Origin of the sequence: Actinomadura harenae (genome assembly GCF_003696215.1) — a bacterium.
Lineage (GTDB): Bacteria > Actinomycetota > Actinomycetes > Streptosporangiales > Streptosporangiaceae > Spirillospora > Spirillospora harenae.
In genome coordinates, this window is sequence record NZ_RFFG01000087.1 from 1 (window position 1) to 17423 (window position 17423).

The window sequence follows — 17423 nt, forward strand, 5'->3', positions numbered from 1 at the left end:
GTGGCGATCATCGGCTGCGGAGGCAGCGGCAAAACGACCGTGGGCCGTCGTCTGGCCGACGCGATCGGTACGCAGATCACGCACCTGGACGCGGAGTTCTACGACGACGAGTGGAACAAACTCCCCGCCGACAAGTTCGCCGCGCGGCAGGAAGAGCTGGTCTCCGCCGACACGTGGGTGATCGACGGAAACTACGCCTCCACCTTGCCGATCCGGCTGCGCCGCGCGACCCACGTGGTTTTCCTGGACCTGCCCGCCCGCACCTGCCTGTGGGGCATCGCCCAGCGCCGTATGCGCTACCGGGGCGGCCAGCACACCAACGGCGTCTACGACCGCATCACCTGGAGCTTCATCACCTACATCTGGGGATACCGCCGGGAGATGGCTCCTCGGGTTCGTGCGCTGCTGGCCGAACACGGCGGAGACGCCCAGGTTCACGTCGTCACCTCCCGGCGGGCCGCCAACCGGCTCGCCACCGAGTTGGAGCGGGCCGCCCGCACCTGACCTGCGGGAGGCGGTGAACGATGCCGCCGACAGACCGGCCGTTCACCGATCCCGAGGCCGTGCCGGGGCTGTACGCCGACCGGGACCGTGTCCGCCGCCGCAGTGACTCCCTACTCGGGGCCAAGATCCGAGGGCTTCACGTCGGCGAGACCACGGCGGCGCTTCTGGGGTCGACTGTCCCAGCCCCGGGCCTTGGGGCCGATGGCGGCCCAGCGGTGATCGCCGATATCGGATGCGGGCAGGGACGTCCGACCCGCACGCTGAGGAGGCGGCTCCCGCTCGCCCGCGTCCTGGCGGTCGATGCTTCACCCACCATGCTCACCCAGGCCCGCGCGCTCCTGAACCCCACGCCGGGCCCGGGGGTGGAGCTGCTGGCCGCAGACTTCCACCGGCTTCCGCTGTCCAGCGGCGTCCTGGACGCGGCCACGGCTGTGTTCTGCCTGTACCACTCCGCCCACCCGGAGCGGGTCGTCGGCGAGATCGCCCGCGTGCTGCGGCCGGGCGGGGTGGCGATGCTGGTCAGCAAGTCCGCCGACAGCTACCGCGAACTCGACCTGCTCCTAGCCGCCAGCGGCCTGGATCCGGGCGCGCCCGACCGGCCGAGCCTGTATGCCTCCGCCAGTGGCGAAATCCTCGCCGACCTGGCCGCGTCCGCTTTGACCGTGCAGACGGTCCTTCATGATCGGCACCTCTTCCGGTTCGGAAGCGTCGCGGCCGTGGCCGAGTACCTGCTGACCGTGCCCAAGTTCCAGATTCCTGCCCGGCTACCTGAAGATCCCGCCGCCGTCGCCGCGCACCTCCGCTGCCACCGGGGCGACGGCTCGTTCACCATGACCTCCACAATCACCTACGTCCTCGCCTGGGGCGCTGCATGACCCCGAGTGCGAACTGGCGCAAGCCCTACCGCGACAGCGCCTCATGCGCGGCAGCCGCCGCCCATCACGCGTGGTGGGCGGCGCTCGGCGCCCCGGTCCCCACCCTGCACACCGTCGGCCCCCGGGAATTGGTGTTCGAGCGTGTGCCAGGCCGCCACGCGCTCCCCGGAGACCTCCCAGCGCTCGCCGAACTCCTCGGCCGACTCCACCGGGGTGCCTACGTCGCCGAACTCCACCGGGCACGCCTGGACCGGCCCTTCCGGACGGCCGACGGCACGGTCATTCCCGACTTCCTCCACCGGCGTCTGGACGCTCTCGACCGGCTTCTCCACGACCGGGAAGTCCCGTCGACTGGCCTCACGTTCGGCCAGGCCACTGGCGTCATCTATGCCGCGCTCGACGGCCCCGCCTGCCTCTATAAGGACAGCAACCCCCGGAATTTCCTGATCAGCCCGAGCGGCCCCGTCCTGGTCGATTTCGACGCCCTGACCCTGGCCCCGGCCGGATACGACCTGGCGAAACTGCTTGTGACGCTGGTGATGACCCACGGCCAGCTGCCCACCGCACCGATACGCGAAGCGCTGACCGTCTACAACTCCGCGCTCACTCACCCGCCCTGCGACCTGCGCCCCGTCCGATGGGCGGACCTGATGCACTGGGCCACCTTCCACCACATCCTGACCAGCCCCTACCAGGGACGCGGCGGCTACCGGCACCGCTGGACTCCCTATGAATTGGAAATCGCCCCGTCACAAGAGCCGGGATTTCCACCATGAACGGGTGGCTCCGATACCGATCCAGCTGGACTCGGTGGACCAAGGCCCGTTCGTCAAACCAGAGGGAGGTTCCGAGGACGTAGCGACGCCTATCAGCCCGGCTCGGCCGCCGTGCAGGGCGGCTGAGGGAGTGCATGACATTGACGTGCTTGACCTTGGTGATGGAGGTGTTGGTCCATGTTGGTCGGTTCGCTCGTGGAACATCCGGGATCGGTGATCGGTCGGCGGGCGAGAATCAGAGAGGAACACGAAATGGGGTTCAAGAAGGGGCCGCTGGGCTCGGCGGGTGAGTGGCTGTGGGGGCCGGATGAGATGCGGTGGAGGCGTACGTTCTCCGGCCGTCCGGATCAGACGGCCTCGGCGCGTGACTTCGCTACGACCTTGTTCGCCGGGTCGGCGTGCGTGGACGTGGTGGAGTTCGTGGTGTCGGAGTTGACCGCCAACACCATCCGGCACACGCGCACGTGTGAGGACGGTGGTTGGTTCGGGCTGGAGCTGGTGTATGACGACCCGGCCTATATCGCGGTGGTCGACAACGGTGGCCGGGGTATCCCGGCTGTGAAGCAGCCGGTGGATCTGCTGGCCACCAGCGGCCGGGGCCTGTACCTGGTCTCCCAGCTCGCCTACAAGATGGGCATCGAGGGCAGCCCTGGGCTCGGGCACAAGGTCTGGGTCGAGCTCGACCTCGACAAGCCCATGGGGGGCTCGTTCGGCCTGGAGGTCTCTGCCGCCTCGTAGCAGGGACCAGCCTGCGCATATCAGGCTGGTCCCCGCGCTAAGGATACGGGAGCCGGGTTGAAGGCCCCGCCCATTGTGCCGATTTCGGACGCAACGGGCGGGGCCTCCGTCGTTCACCGAGGCACCCAACGACTGGGCGTGTGCACACCACTCCATGTGGCCTTCTGCGTCCCGCGGCGTTCCAGGTGGCTCGGGCGTCAGGGGGACGTTCCATGTCCGGACACATGGGGTCGCGTCCATGGAGTGATGTCACGATCGAGTCAAGGGTCCAGGCCGGAGACTGATGCGCCCTTGTGGGCCGTGGGACGCCTCCCTAAGCTACTCGCCGTTGTCAAGCGGCCACCTAGCGTAGCTTGGGGGATTTGGCAGTGGTTTCTCGTCGGCTGGTCGTTCTCGGGACGGTCTGCGCCATCGGCAGCGCGTTGGCGTGCACGGCGTGTTCGGAGCATCGGGTGGCTGGCAGCCCTGTCACCGGGCGTCTTCCAACGGGGCCTCCGTCGGTGACCGCCGAGAAGGCTGTGACGGATGCGTACGCCGCCTACTGGGACGTCTCGACGCGTGCGGCGGGATTGCCGCGAGATCAGGGGTGGGCGGTGCTCGCGCCCTATTCGGAGCCTGAGCACACCGAGCAGCTCCTGGAACGCGTGGGGAAATGGCAGCGGAAGGGGATCGAGCCGTGGGGGTACGTCGTCGCCCACGCGCAGTCGGTCAAGGTGAACGGTTCCACGGCACGGCTGCTCGACTGCCAGGACGCCTCGCATGCCGCGGTCGCCAAGGCCAAGACCCACGCGGTGATCTCCGGGACGACCGGCAGCCCGGATGTTCACATCGCCGCGGACATGCAGCACGACCCAGACGGCCGGTGGCGGCTCAAGCAACTGACGATCCTGGAGACCCCGTGCTCAGCACAGCGCTCCTGACATCGGTACTGATGGCCGGGCAGGCGGCCCTGGCCCCTGCGGTGCTCCTGGATCCCGGTCCCCGGCAGGGCGCGAAGACCGAGCCCTGGGGCTACAACGTCTTCGCCCGGGTTCCGGGATCGCAGCCCCATCGAGGCGGCAGCAGCCATGGGCACGCCCCACGAGCGGGGAACAGCGCGGGGGCGAGCCCGACGTGCGTGGTGGAGCCGGGCACGACGACGCCCGTCGACGTTTGCGGCCGGGGCGATTCGCCGAACGCCTCCGATCACGCGGCATCGATAGGACCCGCTGCTGCGTCAGTGACACCACAAGAGCTGGCGGAACAGGCACTCAGCCGTCTGGTGCTGCCCGTACTCAAGGTCCGGACCGCGCCGCCTCGCGGGCGGGACGGCCTGGTGGGGTTGCGGGAGTTCTTCTGGGCCGAACGCTCGGGATGGCACCCGCTCACCAAACGAGCCGAAGCTGGCGGCGTCTGGGCGCAGGTCACGGCGACTCCCCACAGCCTTGTCGTGGACCCAGGAACCGACGAGCCCGTGACGTGTTCCGGGCCGGGAACCCCCTTCGACTTCTCACGTTCACCGAGGTCGCAGGACATCGGCTGCACGTACCTGTACCGGCGTTCGTCGGCGGGAATGCCAGGTTCTGCCTACCGGGTCAGGGCCGAGGCGGTTTGGACCGCGACCTGGGTCGGCTCCGGCGGAGTCGGCGGTGTGTTGCCGTCACGAACGAGATCCTCCAGCTTCCCTCTGCGGGTGGCCGAAGGCCAAGCGCTGATCCAGAGAATTTCCTGATCGCCTGGGACGGACACGGGCTTCCGAGGGCATTCGTTGATTCGGCTGGAGAATCCGCACAGGTGGGTGGCACCTCTTTTCCCTCCTCAGAGACGCCGGCACAGGCGGGCGAGGCCGCAGTCTCGGCGCTGTGATCCTGCGGCCATGGAATCGTTGCGGCGGACGACAATGCCCGTCCGGCATGATGCGGAACGGCGCACCTGCCGTCGGTCGCCAAATTGATCTGTCCGCAGTTAAGTAGAGCCGTCCTCCAGCGCGTGAATCCTCAGGGTCGGAAGTTGGAGTGTCGCGAAACAAGTACTGGCCTATTTGTTCAACCTTCTTTCGAGTCCGTCAAGGCGAGAGGCACTGGAGTGTGCCCGCATGGGGCGCGCGACCCGTGGTGACTTTAGGTCGCCGTCTGGAATCTTTAAAACCGATCCGCGATCCACACTATTTCGGGGCGAAGTCGGGCAAGGGGTATCGAAGCAATGGGGGGGTTGTGAGGGGGTTGTGAGGGGTGATTGAGGGGGTCTTCTGGACGCATACCCCCGGGGTGGTATTCCAGGCGCAGGTCAGGTGGGGTCTGGGGTGGCTTCGGGCGCCCCGACTTGTCTCCCAGAGACACCCCTGTAGTAGACGCGCGCGATGCGACGGCGAGGCCCGCCGGTGCGTCATCCTCTTCCTCGTTCCCTCTCTACCCTTTATTCACTTCGCTTTGAAAGCGACGCCAACGCTTCCTGCGGGGGCGGGAAGTTGAGTCTTCGGGGGAGACGTGTGGCGAGACGACTGGACCCCCTTGGTGGGCTTTTCTGAATGAAGATGTGGTCGTGATCCGCAGGGGGGTTCGTGCACGTCTATTCTGAGGATGTGGCGGCGCGTGAGCGCGTCAAGTATTTCACGGTCGGGATCGGATAATCTTTCGGGTGTTCGTTCGCATGTTAGGGAAGCCTCTCCAGCCGTTCGGGTGACGGTATTTGTTGTGTGTTGTGGGTGTGGAATGGCCGTGATCGAGGGATGGTGAATGTAGACGAAAGTGCGAATCCTGGTTCCGGTGGGAAATGATGTTCCCGCGCCGGGATGGAGAAAAGGAGTCATGGAATGTCCGCGAACACCATCCCCGCCCCCGCGAACACCACCCCTGATGTGAGCGACGCCGCCCCCACCGCGCCCGCTGCGCCGCCCGCTGCGGCGGACTACCCGGCCGCCTGGGATGAGGACATGCGGCGCGTGTGGGATGCGCTCACGGCCACGGGTGGCGGCACGGTCGCTGTGATCGCGAAGACGGCCGGGACGCCCCAGAAAGCCGTCAGGGACGCTCTCAAGACCATGGTCGACTTGGGGCAGGTCGTCCGTGACGGCGACGTGTGGCGTCCCACCCCCGCCACCCCGGGCCACGACGGTAGGGACGCTGCGCCGGACGCGCCCGCACCGAACGCCCCGGCCACGGACGGCGCGGCCACGGACGGCGCGGCCACGGATGCCCCGGTCACGGACGGGGACACCGCACCCGCACCGGACACCCCGGCCCCGGTTCCGGCGTTGACGCCGGAGAAGATCGCGGACGCGATGCGGATCATGGGTGAGGAGTCCGGGCGGCGGGCGGCGGCGAAAGCCGATTTGGAGGAGCGTGAGCGGCGGGAGGAGGACCGCCGTGCGGCGGCTGTGGCGGAACTGGCGCGGGCTCACGCGATCGAGTCGGCGCGTGAGGGGTTGGCGGACCTGATCGCGTCGGCTACGGCCGCGTACGCGGCGGTAGCCGACGGTGCGGACGCCGACGCGATCATTACGGCTCTTGTGCCGGTGTTCGACGCCGTCAACGCGCTGGCGGTCGCGACCGGGAACGCCCGCCCCCGCCGCGCCCGCACCACCGGCGGGATGATCCCGACCGGTGGCCCGGTCGCCACTGGCGACCGCAAGCCCCCTACCCCGTTGCGTCCGGCCGTGGCCGCGCACATGAACGCCCACCCCTACACCGACTTCACCCCGGGTGAGATCGCGCGCGTGTTGGACCGGTCGTCCGGCGCGGTCGCCAACGCGTTGGCGACCATGGCCACCCAAGGCGACGCCGTGCTGACGTGCGAAAGGCCCATGCGCTACCGCGCCGCCACCCCCGCCGACGCCGACAACGCCGCGACCGGAACGGACACCGCCGCGTAGCACCCATGCCAAGGGCGGGGCCGGGGAACCGGCCCCGCCCCTTGGCGTTGCGGCCGTGTCCCCGTACGGACGGGTGCGAGGTTCCTGGGCCATGGCGGTGGCCGACACCCGTGAACGGCATGGAGACGGCCACCGCCGGACGGCCGATGCCGGTCGCCCCATCCGCACCGCGCCGAACGTGCCTGCTCGGGTGTCCGGATATCGCCGCCCGTCCCACGGGTGTACGCGGCCGGACATGCCGCGCGACCCCGTGTGCGCCCCACGCCCGGCGGGCTGTCGCCGTCCGCTGGCGACGTCCGTGCGTGTGCGGGCACGTCAGGGCCCCGGCGACGGCAACAGCTAGGGCCATGTGCCCGCCGCGTCGGAACCGCCCAGCGTGGCGGTGTGCTGGCGGTCATCGGGCTGGTGGTGAGCGGCCAGCCGTGCCGGTGGTGAGCGGCCCCTGTCGGCTGGTGGTGGGTGGTCAGGAGATCCGGGTGACCTTGAAATCGGTGGGTCGATCGGTGTCGGTGGCGTAGAGGTCGTTGAAGGCGTTGGTGCGCAGGTAGCGGTTGGTGACGCTGCTGTAGAACCGCTTGGAGTTGTCGGGGCCAGGTGTTCGCCACCGCAGGGCGCGGTCGTTGACGTCGCACCGCGAGGTGTAGACGGTGCCCTTGGCGTCGCTGTCCAGGCATCTTCCGGTCGCGACGTTGCGCAGCCGCACGGTTTTGTCGGCGGCCGGGGTCCATGCCCACCGCTGGTTGCGACTGCCTTGAACGCACTTGGTCATGGATGTGCGTTCCACGTTGTTGTTGGTGAGGCACCCCCAGGTCGACTCGATCCGGACGACCGCTCCGGACGGCGGATCTGCGGCCGCCACCACCGCCTGACCCGCTCCAGCCAGGGCCACCAGCACCGCACCGGTCAGTGCGGGCGATACGAACCAGCGCATAGAAGATCTCCTTCAGGTTCTCGCAGGCCGCAGGGTGATGCGGTACCGATTCCCCGACAGCGCGTGATCACTCACAGTGAAAGAAAGATTGCTGTTTGTGACGCGAAACTGCTTGAGCCGGTCCGGCGACGGATGGGACGGCCCGCCCGGCGGTCGGCCCACAGGGGCACCGGGCCGACCGGCCCGCGCAGGGTGGGGCCGGAGTATCGGCGGGAACGGGCCGTCCGTGACATCGGCCCGGACCGCCACTCTCCCCGTCCATCTGTCACCAGGCCGTGGCCACTCCCCCAGCGCCCTCGTTGACCATCCACCGCCAACGACACGTCCGCCAGCCGCCGATCTCACTGGCCACACGCCACCAGTTCCTGGTCGCCAACCCTCAGATTCGGGCGGTGGGGGTGAGCGGTTGCGGTTCTGGCGTTATGCGCCCACCGGGACTGGTGGTGGGCGATCTTCGCTCTGGTGATGAGCGGTCAACCGCTCCGCCGGTGAGTGGCCGTGTCGGCCGGTGATGGGTGGTCAAGGAAGTGGTGGCCGGATGCGTGAGGACGCCTGGGCCTCGGCTCGGGCGGCGGGCGTAGATCGCGGGGAGGTCGCGATTCGCCCACCACGCAACTGTCACGTTCGGTTAGGAAGTGTTGCCTAGAGTGGTGGGCGGGTTCGGGGGTGCACTGGGGGCGAGAAGAACCCGGTGTTGGGTTCCGCGACAGAAGCGGGGCGTGTCATCAAGGCCACCGCAGGAAGGGCTCCCATGAAGACCACCGCCAGGATCGCCGCGCTCGCGGCAGTCGCACTCGGCTCGCTGACGCCTGTCGGCTCCGCGTCCGCCGACCCGCTGCCCCAAGGCTCCTTCCGCATCAAGAGCGAATACCTCCAGCGCTGCGCCCAAGTGGATCAGAACGACTACCTGATCAGTGCGGGCTGCGGCTCCGTCGACCGCCAGCGGTGGCTCTACAGCCCCCGTGATCACACGATCGTCAGTGAGGCTCCCGACCTGGCAGGCAAGTGCCTGACCACCCCCGGCGACTTCGATCCTGAGGAGAGCCTGAAGATGAGTCCCTGCACAAAGGACCCCGCCGGGCAGCAGTGGAAACGGATCGTGGTCACCGACCGGGGGAGGACGACCACCGCCCTCCAACTCGAAAGTAGCTATGGGCGCCCCCTCGCGGTCCGGCCTCGTGCGAGCGGGCGCTGGATGGTCGTTGCGTACACCGACACCCAGACCAACATGAGTTTCCCCGGCGGCTACTCCTGACCCTCACCCGGCCAACGCCACTGCCCCACCTTCCCGGTCCGCCCGTCACCGAGCCATGGGCCACCCGTCAACGCCCCGTTGGCCATCTACCGCCAACGACGCGTCCGCCAACCGCCAACCTCACCGACCACACGCCACTTCCTGGCCGTCAGCCATCAGATTTTGATGGCCGCGAGCACGGTGTCGGCATGGGCGTGGGAGAGTCCGCGTCCCGATCGCTGATCCTCTCTAGAGTTGCTGCGCGGACGAGTCGGGGGTGAGGTGGCCGGAGGAGATGCGGGGCGTCTCGCGCCTCCTCGGCGTTGGGCTGGACACCTGCTGCCAGGGAGCGGGGCGGCGGGTGTCCACGTGGCCTGCGAGACCGTCGATTCGCGCGTGCCCGGTGACCGAATCCGGGCACGGCGCTCCTTGGGGGGAAGAGGTATCGGGCGGGTGGCCGGTGGCCGTCCCGCCCGATACCGAGGAGCATTCTCGTTATGACTGGTCGGTTATGGAGAGATTGGTGATCTCGTAGTGGTTGAGGTCGCCTCGTGCGGGTGCGTCGTCGAGGTTGATCCAGAACACCCCGGGCTGGTTGTCGTTGATGTGGTCGATGTGTTGGAAGGTGTCGCCCTTGCGCCACGCCTGCTCGGTGAAGATGTGGGCGGGGAACAGGTAGACCTTGGCCTGGGCGGTGTCGGAGGCCAGCCGGTCCTCGGTGATGGGGTACTTGATGGGCGTTGTGGTCTGCGGGTAGAGGATCAGCGCCGCCCAGGCCAGGCGGGCTGACCAGGCGCGGCCGGGGCAGGTCAGGCCCGGTCGGAAGGGCAGGACACCGACCTGCCCCTCGTGCAGGTCCAGGACGGTGCCCGCGTCATCGGGCGACAGCAGCGAGGCCAGCGCGAACGGGTCCACCAGGTCGCGGACCCGGCGCGCCATGCTCGCGGACACGGCCGGAACGGCCCTGCGGGTGGTGGACGGGACGGACCCGCGCCGGGCGGGCGGGATGGTGTGGTCGTTGTGGCTCATGCCGGGTGATGCCCTTTCGATCGGGTGGCGCGGGACAGGCCACGGCCCGGACCGGTGCTCAGGCACTGGACGGGCGGGGCGATCCACACACCGCATGGGTCCGGTCCCGGACGGGACCGGACACGCATGCACCCGCACCTCCCCGAACAAGGACAAGCCCGCACCGCTCCGCATGCCGCCTTGACGGAGTCACCGACCTCGCTCACCGCGCCGGCGAAGGGGCAGGTGGTGGGTGCTCTGGACGGGCTTGCTCCAAGGTGGCGCAGGTGATCCAGAACGGTTCAAGATGACGGGCAGGCTGGCCGAGGCTGGTGCGTGGGGAAGACGCGGCGGGTGGCCATGTTCCACCCCGCTGAGCGGATTGGTTCGGGAGCGGCGGAACGGGTGCCATTTGGCATCCGGCACGGTCTGGCGATCAATGGCTGATCTCTGGCAGTTCATGGGCGGCCACAGACGCCCGATGAGACCCGAGACCGGGTGTGACCTGGCCTGACTGCCTCGGAGCCGAATCGAGCCAAGCTGAGGCCGGGGAGCCGCCTGAGAGCATCGCCGCTGGTAGTAAGCGCTGTCAGAGCGGTTCGGCTCCACGGGGTCAAGACCGGACTCGTGACTCCCGGCGCACAGACCCTTCACTTATTCGCTTCCTGGCCTGCGGAAACGGCCGGGCGGATTCTGACGTGAGGTCGGCACCCCGGATCTTTACCTTCCCGGATGTCCAATCGCTGGCCGGATCGGTCTTCTACGCAGGTGAAGGGGATCGGGTGGCCGCCTCGGGTCACCCAGCATGAACAGCACACCGTCCAACCCGCACGACCGGGGCCGAGGCGGACGCGTCGGAGCCGAGGTTCGCCGCCTGGTGCCGATGACCTCTGGCTCTGCTCCGAAATAACCGACACCTCGACCAGCACAGCCCAGAGCACGACGGACGCCGTCCGTGGGGCCACCCGCGCCGGTCACCCTCGCCCCGGCCTCCGGCACGAGAGAGGGGTCTGGCAAGTCGCTGGCACCTGCGCCGCCCTCGACGAGGCGAACGGGACGGGCTTGACCTTGATCGGGGAGGTGAGGGTGCATCCGGCCATGGTCACCGCCACCCGTCCCGGCAGCGGTCCGAACGATCGCCAGATCGTTCCCACCGCGCGCCCGCGCGCGGTGGGAACGCGTTCGGGTCTATCCGGTGCGCTGAGCCCGGAGAGGGCGGCCGGTGACCGTGCCGTGCAGGAAGTTGCGCCTGGTCGGGTTGGACGGGCCACCCCCGTTTCGGTCCGGGCGCGGGTCCTCGGCTTACCGCATCGCCTTCTCCGTTTCCCAAGTCATCTCACGTGAAGGATGTTCTGTGCCCGAACACGCCACCGTCCGCACCTCCAGCACACTCACCGCAAGGGGTCGCCGCCCCCATCGGCGACCCGCGGCCGCGTTCCCTCCACGCCCGCATCGCGGACCGGCTCCGCGACGGGGCGAGCCGCTGAACCGCGGGTTGACGGCCGCGCAGATCAGTGACCTGCCCGCCAGCATCGACCTGGTCACCGCCGCCCGCGCGCTGGGCATTGGCCGCACCAAGGCTTATGAACTCGCCAGGACCGGCCGGTTCCCGTGTGCGGTCTGGAAGGTCGGCCGTTCCTACCGGGTCCGCACCAGCGACCTGCAGACCTTCCTCGGCCTCACCACCACCACCCCCACCCCGCCCCAGCCGCAGCCGCAGTCGGGTTCGCGCCGGAAGGAGGGATGAGGTGGCCGCGACCGGAAGCACCTTCAAGTCCTGCGGCTGCCGCGGCGAAGGCGGGACGAAGCTCGGCCGCAAATGCCCCAAGTTGTTCCGCGCCGACGGCCGATGGAGCCCGACCCACGGCAAGTGGAACTACCAGCTGGAGATGCCGCGTCATGCCGATGGCGCCCGGCGTGGTCCGCTGCGCCGCTCTGGCTACAGCAGCCAGGCCGACGCCGAGGCCGAGATGAACCAGGCCCGGGAACTCCTCGGCATCGCCGGCGAGGACGAGGCGACCCGGATCCAGATCGCGGACCTGATCGCCGCCACGATCAAGGAGACTGGGCGGCTTCCCGATCCCGATGAGGTCCGCCGTAAGGTCCGCACCCGCCAGGATCTCGCTGTCACTCTCACTGTGGCGCAGTTCCTGGCCGAGTGGCTCGCGGGCCGCAGGGGCCTGTCGGAGAGCAGCCGCCGCAGCTACGCCAGCCACCTCAAGCTGTACCTGGTGCCCCACCTGGGGCATCTGCGGCTGGACCGGCTTGGTGTCGCCGACGTGGACCGCATGTTCGACGCCATCGATGAACTCAACGAGCTGATCATCCGCGCCCGCCAGACCGGTGATCCTGACCTGCGCGTCCAGGTCAAGGGGCGTCGGGTGGTGGGCGCGGCCACCAAGCAGCGCATCCGCGCGACCCTGCGTGCCGCGCTGGGCAAGGCGATCAAACAGCGGATGATCGAGGTCAACGTCGCCGCGCTGGTGGAGCTGCCCTCAGGCAAGGCCCCGAAGCCTCTGGTGTGGACCCCTGAGCGCATCACCCGATGGCGCCGGGACCTCGACACCTACACCATTGAGGTGAATGAACGCCGCGCGCGCCAGCGTGGAACCGCGAAGGGAGTCGGTAACAAGATCAACCGGGTGGACGCCTACGTCGGCGCGCCCCGCCCGTCCAAGGTCATGGTGTGGACTCCCGCACTGACCAAATGCTTCCTGGAACGTGCCGAGCGGCATCCGTGGCATGCCCTGTACTACGTGATCGCGTTCCGTGGGCTGCGGCGCGGTGAAGGGTGTGGGCTGCGCTGGAGTGATGTGGATCTGGACGCGGGTACCGCGACTGTCCGCTCGCAGTTCATCCAGATCGGCCCCGACATCTTCGAAGGCAAACCCAAAACCGACGCCGGGGAGGCCACCATCAGCCTGGACGCCTCCACCGTCGCGGTCCTGCGCGCCCACAAGGCTCGGCAGAACACCATGCGCCTGGCCGCCGGAGATGCCTGGCACGACGCCGGCCTGGTGTTCACCGACGGCACCGGGCAGCGGCTGCGCCCCAACGAGGTCACCGACCAGTTCGAACGGCTGTCCATGGAAGCGGGGTTGCCGCCGGTCCGGCTGCACGACCTGCGGCACGGCGCGGCCTCGTTCCTCCTCGCCGCCGGGCACGACATGAAGACCGTCCAGGAAACCCTGCGACTGTCGTCCATCACGATCGCCGCCGACACTTACACAAGCCTGCTGCCCCAGGTCGCCCGCAAGTCCGCCGAAGATGCTGCCGCCATCATCCTCAACGCCGACGCCCAGGCAGCCCTCACCACCATCTGACCCGGCCTACCGCACACACCCGCCCCGCCGACCGGCCCCGCACCACCGGACGGCGGGGCGGACGCATGCCCGCCGACCACACGCCCCCCGACGGCCCGGAACGGCCCCACAACGTCACCCACAGCCCCGCCGACAACGGCCCCCGGGGCGGTAACCCGGGCCCGTTACCGCCCACGGCGGCCGTCGAAACCGGGGATGACCAGGGGGGATGTTGTCCGCCGGACGACCACGGAGCAACCACGGAGCGACCATGGGGACAAACTGGGGTGAAAATGACGCTGGGCAAACGCGACATTCTCGCGTTTGCCCAGTTCAGAGGTGGTGGGTCGCGTGGGACTCGAACCCACAACCTACGGATTAAAAGTCCGGAGCTCTGCCAATTGAGCTAGCGACCCTACTGGTCCGGTGGTCCGCCGGTGGGCGGGTGGACGGATCAGGAGGCTGATCCTACCGGGCCTCCGCCGAGTGTAGGCCGGGTGGTCGGTGGGCGCATCCGGGAATCGGGAGGGCGGGTCAGGTGGGCTTGATCTGGACGGGGAGGTGTTTGAGGCCGTTCTGGAAGTTGGAGACGAGGCGGACGGGGGTGCCGGCGAGGGTGATGTCGAGGGAGAGGAGTTCGCGGTAGATCGCGCGCATCTGGGTGCGGGCGAGGTGGGCGCCCAGGCAGAAGTGGGGGCCGAAGCCGAAGCTGACGTGGTCGTTCGGGGCGCGGGTGATGTCGAAGCGGTCGGGATCCGGGAAGACGGCGGGGTCGCGGTTGGCCGAGGCATGGTAGACGACGACCTTCTCGCCGGCCCGGATCGTTTGGCCGGCGAGGGTGAGGTCGCGGGTGGCGGTGCGGCGGAAGTCCATGACCGGGGGCCAGAAGCGGAGGATCTCGTCGACGGCGGTGTCCATGAGGGACGGGTCGTCGCGGAGGCGGCGGAACTCGGCGGGGTGGTCGAGGAGCGTGAGGAGGCCGCCGGGGATGCCGTTGCGGAGGGTCTCGTTCCCGGCGACGGCGAAGAGGAAGAACATGTTCTCGAACTCGGGGCGGGTCAGGCCGCCGGCGAGCATGCGGGACATGATGTCGTCGCCGGGGGAGCGGCGTTTGTCGTCCGCGAGGGCGTGGGCGTAGGCGAACATGTCGCGGAGGGCGGCCTCGGAGCGGGGGTTCATCGGACGGCCGTCCGGGCGGGTGGACGTCGTGGGGCGCTGGGCGACCGCGGCGCGGCCGAGGGGGCTGAGGGCGTCGAGGTCGGCGGTGGACAGGCCCGCGTAGTCGGCGTCCTGGTAGCCGATGATGCGGGACGCCCAGTCGTAGAGCAGGCGGCGGTCGCCGTCCGGGATGCCCATGATGTGGGCGAGGGTCCAGACGGGCAGGTCGGCGGCCAGGTCGACGAAGTCGATCTCGCCGCGGGCGGACGCGACCAGCGCGCGGGCCCGGTCGGTGATCGTCTCCTCCAGGGCGCGGACGGCCCGCGGGGTGAACGCGGCGGCGACGATGCGGCGCGTCCGGGAGTGGTCCGGCGGGTCCTGGTTGAGCATCATCGCCTGGACGAACCGCAGGTCCTCGGGGGTGTCGGGGTCGCGGATCTGGGTGGCGCCGAGGTGGGACGAGAAGTCCGCGGCGGTGCGGAGCACGTGCTTGACGTCCGGGTGCCGGAAGACGGCCCAGTAGCCGGGGCCGGACGGCCAGGGCCCGACGGCCGGCTCCGGGACGCGACAGACCGGCGATTCCGCGCGTAGCCGGGCAAAGGTGTCGTAGGGGACGCCCTGGGCGTAGGTGGCGGGAAGGAAGACCTCCTCGAGCATGATCCCAGCGTGCATCATGACGGGGTGACGGTAGAAGAGGCGGAGAAGGTCCTGCGCGAGAACTTCGCGCCGTGGGTGCTCGACCTCGGACTGCGGGTCGAGGACGTCGGGGAGGGCACCGCGCGCGTGCGTCTTCCCTGGTCGGACCGGTTGGCGCGGGAGGGCGGCGGACTGTCCGGGCAGGCCATGATGGCCGCCGCGGACACGGCGACGGTGCTCGCGGTGTCCGGGGCGCGCGGCGGGTTCGTCCCGATGACGACCGTCCAGCTCAACACCACGTTCCAGCGTCCGGTGAAGGACGCCGACGTGCTGGTGGACGTCCGGCTGACCAAGCTCGGCCGGACGCTCGCGTTCGCCGACATCGCGATGACCGCGGACGGACGTCCGGGCGATGTCGTCGCGCACGCGACCACGGTTTACGCGATCCTGGGGTGATGACGAAGCGCACCGAGACCGTCCGGGTACCGGACGGCGAGTTCTCCCTGCACGTGTGGCTCCCCGAGAAGGGCGCCGGCCCGGGGATCCTGCTCATCCAGGAGATCTTCGGCGTCGGCGACTACATGGCCGCCGTCGCGGAGGACCTGACCGCGCTCGGCTACGTCGTGGCCGCGCCGGACATGTTCTGGCGGCTCGAACGCGACTGGTCGGTCGAGCACAGCGAGACGATGATGGCCGAGGCCGGCGACAAGGTGTCCCGGTTCGACTGGGCGAAGGGTCCGGACGACCTGGAGGCCGCCCTCGACCGGCTCCGCGGGCTGCCCGAGGTGTCCGGCGGCGTCGGCGCGCTCGGGTTCTGCTTCGGCGGGACGCTCGCGTTCCTTCTCGCGGCCCGCGCGTCCGCGAAGCTGGACGCGGTCGTGTCGTTCTACGGCTCGCGCGTCTCGGACAGTCTCGACCGCGCCGGGGACGTCACCGTCCCGATCCAGTTCCACTTCGGCGGATCCGACCCGTTCATCCCGCGCGACGAGGTCGCCGAGGTCGAGCGGGCGTTCGCGGGACGCGACAACGTCGAGTTCCACGTCCAGGAGGACGGCGGGCACGCCTTCCACAACCGCACCGCGCCGATGTTCCACCAGCCCGAGCCCGCCGCTCGCGCGTGGGCGCTGACCGAGGACTTCCTCGCGCGCCGCCTTCCCGTGTCCTGATCTGGTCAGGGGGCCGGCGCGGTCGCGATCGCGGCCAGGTGGTCATCGGTTCCCGCCCGTCCGAGCAGCATCACGCCGAACGGGCGGCCGTCCACCTGGCCGTACGGGACGGCCAGGGACGCCATGCCCAGCAGGTTCGTCGAGTTCGTGAACCGTCCCAGCCGGGCGTTCACGCCGACCGGATCCGCCGCGACCTCGGCGATCGTGGGGTGGAACGGGGCCGTGGGGAGCAGCAGCGCGTCCGCCTCGCCCAGCGCGCTCATCGCCTCGTCGCGCAGCGCGGCCAGCCGCTCGCGGTCGCCGAACAGGCGGTACGCGGGAATGTCGGAGGCGGATGCCACGATGGCCGCGACGGTGGGGTCGAGATCGGGGGAGCCGCCGGCGATGAACGCGCCGACGGCCGTGTACCGCTCGGCGATGAACGCTCCTCCGTAGAGGAGATCGCCGGCGTCGACGAAGGGGGAGACATCGACAGGCAGCAGATCCATATCTAGGGCGCGCGCCGCCGACTCGTAGGCGCCGGCCCAGCCGGGGGCCAGCTCACCGAGGTCAGCGGTGGTGTGCGGCACCGCCACGCGCCACGGGCCGGGGCGCCGCGGTGGGGGCGCGACCGGTCCGTCCGCGAGGACGCCGAGCACGCGGTGGGCCTCCTTCGGCGTGCGCGCGAAGACACCGACGCAGTCGAGGCTGCGGCATGCGGGGACGACGCCGTCCGTCGTGATCAGGCCGGGCGTCGGCTTGAGGCCCGCGATCCCGTTGAACGCGGCGGGGACGCGCGCCGAGCCCGCCGTGTCCGTCCCGAGGGCCACGTCGGCGATGCCGAGCGCCACGGCGACCGCGGACCCCGAACTCGACCCGCCGGACACGTACGCGGGATCGACCGCGTTGCGCACCACGCCGTAGGGGCTGCGCGTCCCGACCAGACCGGTCGCGAACTGGTCCATGTTCGTCGTGCCCAGGATCACGGCCCCGGCGTCCCGCAGCCGCGCCACGGCGGGCGCGTCCGCCGTGGCGACCCGTCCATAGGACGGGCAGCCCGCGGTCGTCCGCAACCCCGCCACGTCGAAGTTCCCCTTGACCACCGCGACCGTCCCGGCCAACGGCAGATCCGGATCGACCGCGGCGGCCTCCGCCTCGACCTCCTCGCGCCCCCGCAACACGATCCAGATCTCCGGCCGCCCGACCTCGTCGATCCGCGCGAACGCCTCCCGAACCCGCCCCACGACATCAGCCACATCGCTCACG

Annotated in this window: 15 protein-coding genes and 1 tRNA gene; 11 read left to right on the forward strand and 5 right to left on the reverse strand. The window is 69.6% G+C overall.

Going from position 1 to position 17423, the window contains the following annotated elements:
* The 6 genes from EBO15_RS33060 to EBO15_RS33085 form a co-directional block, all read left to right on the forward strand.
* Nucleotides 1-504: P-loop NTPase family protein (locus EBO15_RS33060; protein ID WP_233616591.1), on the forward strand; the 504-nt coding region annotated here is incomplete at its 5' end.
* Between the two features lie 215 nt (nt 505-719).
* Nucleotides 720-1379: a class I SAM-dependent methyltransferase gene (locus tag EBO15_RS33065; protein ID WP_158628435.1), complete on the forward strand. Its 660-nt coding sequence runs from the start codon at nt 720-722 to the stop codon at nt 1377-1379.
* A complete protein-coding gene (locus EBO15_RS33070; RefSeq protein ID WP_122198414.1) occupies nt 1376-2155 on the forward strand; it encodes a phosphotransferase in 780 nt (259 codons plus the stop codon). The genes EBO15_RS33065 and EBO15_RS33070 overlap by 4 nt, the downstream gene beginning before the upstream one ends.
* A gap of 177 nt (nt 2156-2332) precedes the next feature.
* Nucleotides 2333-2893: an ATP-binding protein gene (locus EBO15_RS33075; RefSeq protein ID WP_122198415.1), complete on the forward strand. Its 561-nt coding sequence runs from the start codon at nt 2333-2335 to the stop codon at nt 2891-2893.
* A gap of 500 nt (nt 2894-3393) precedes the next feature.
* Nucleotides 3394-3813 carry a hypothetical protein gene (locus EBO15_RS33080; RefSeq protein WP_147481772.1) on the forward strand — a complete coding sequence of 140 codons (420 nt, stop codon included), beginning with the start codon at nt 3394-3396 and terminating at the stop codon, nt 3811-3813.
* Between the two features lie 1871 nt (nt 3814-5684).
* Nucleotides 5685-6743 carry a hypothetical protein gene (locus tag EBO15_RS33085; protein WP_122198417.1) on the forward strand — a complete coding sequence of 353 codons (1059 nt, stop codon included), beginning with the start codon at nt 5685-5687 and terminating at the stop codon, nt 6741-6743.
* Between the two features lie 463 nt (nt 6744-7206).
* Here the strand turns inward: EBO15_RS33085 and EBO15_RS33090 are convergent, their stop codons facing one another.
* A complete protein-coding gene (locus EBO15_RS33090) occupies nt 7207-7674 on the reverse strand; it encodes an RICIN domain-containing protein (protein ID WP_122198418.1) in 468 nt (155 codons plus the stop codon).
* Nucleotides 7675-8425: 751 nt separating this feature from the next.
* Here EBO15_RS33090 and EBO15_RS33095 point away from each other — a divergent pair.
* Nucleotides 8426-8929 carry an RICIN domain-containing protein gene (locus EBO15_RS33095; RefSeq protein ID WP_122198419.1) on the forward strand — a complete coding sequence of 168 codons (504 nt, stop codon included), beginning with the start codon at nt 8426-8428 and terminating at the stop codon, nt 8927-8929.
* A gap of 474 nt (nt 8930-9403) precedes the next feature.
* Here EBO15_RS33095 and EBO15_RS33100 read toward each other — a convergent pair whose 3' ends face one another.
* The gene (locus tag EBO15_RS33100) at nt 9404-9937 is read right to left on the reverse strand and encodes a hypothetical protein (protein WP_122198420.1); all 534 of its coding nucleotides are present in this window, start codon (nt 9935-9937) and stop codon (nt 9404-9406) included.
* Nucleotides 9938-11411: 1474 nt separating this feature from the next.
* Between EBO15_RS33100 and EBO15_RS33105 the strand changes: the two genes are divergently transcribed.
* Together EBO15_RS33105 and EBO15_RS46915 are read left to right on the forward strand one after the other, a co-directional pair.
* Entirely contained in the window at nt 11412-11663 is a 252-nt protein-coding gene (locus EBO15_RS33105) for a helix-turn-helix domain-containing protein (RefSeq protein ID WP_233616592.1), read from the forward strand.
* Nucleotide 11664: 1 nt separating this feature from the next.
* Nucleotides 11665-13239, forward strand: coding sequence for a site-specific integrase (locus tag EBO15_RS46915; protein ID WP_199744953.1), 1575 nt, complete (start codon nt 11665-11667; stop codon nt 13237-13239).
* Between the two features lie 319 nt (nt 13240-13558).
* Here the strand turns inward: EBO15_RS46915 and EBO15_RS33115 are convergent.
* Together EBO15_RS33115 and EBO15_RS33120 are read right to left on the reverse strand one after the other, a co-directional pair.
* Nucleotides 13559-13634: transfer RNA gene (locus EBO15_RS33115), tRNA-Lys, on the reverse strand.
* Between the two features lie 118 nt (nt 13635-13752).
* Nucleotides 13753-15051, reverse strand: a complete 1299-nt coding sequence (locus tag EBO15_RS33120; RefSeq protein WP_233616593.1) for a cytochrome P450 — start codon at nt 15049-15051, stop codon at nt 13753-13755.
* A gap of 6 nt (nt 15052-15057) precedes the next feature.
* On the opposite strand from EBO15_RS33120, the gene EBO15_RS33125 reads away from it, so the two are divergent.
* Nucleotides 15058-15468, forward strand: a complete 411-nt coding sequence (locus EBO15_RS33125) for a PaaI family thioesterase (RefSeq protein WP_122198432.1) — start codon at nt 15058-15060, stop codon at nt 15466-15468.
* The gene (locus EBO15_RS33130) at nt 15468-16178 is read left to right on the forward strand and encodes a dienelactone hydrolase family protein (protein ID WP_122198422.1); all 711 of its coding nucleotides are present in this window, start codon (nt 15468-15470) and stop codon (nt 16176-16178) included. The genes EBO15_RS33125 and EBO15_RS33130 overlap by 1 nt, the downstream gene beginning before the upstream one ends.
* Before the next feature lie 5 nt (nt 16179-16183).
* On the opposite strand, the gene EBO15_RS33135 is transcribed toward EBO15_RS33130, so the two are convergent.
* A complete protein-coding gene (locus EBO15_RS33135) occupies nt 16184-17422 on the reverse strand; it encodes an allophanate hydrolase (RefSeq protein ID WP_199744954.1) in 1239 nt (412 codons plus the stop codon).
* Between the last annotated feature and the right edge of the window lies 1 nt (nt 17423).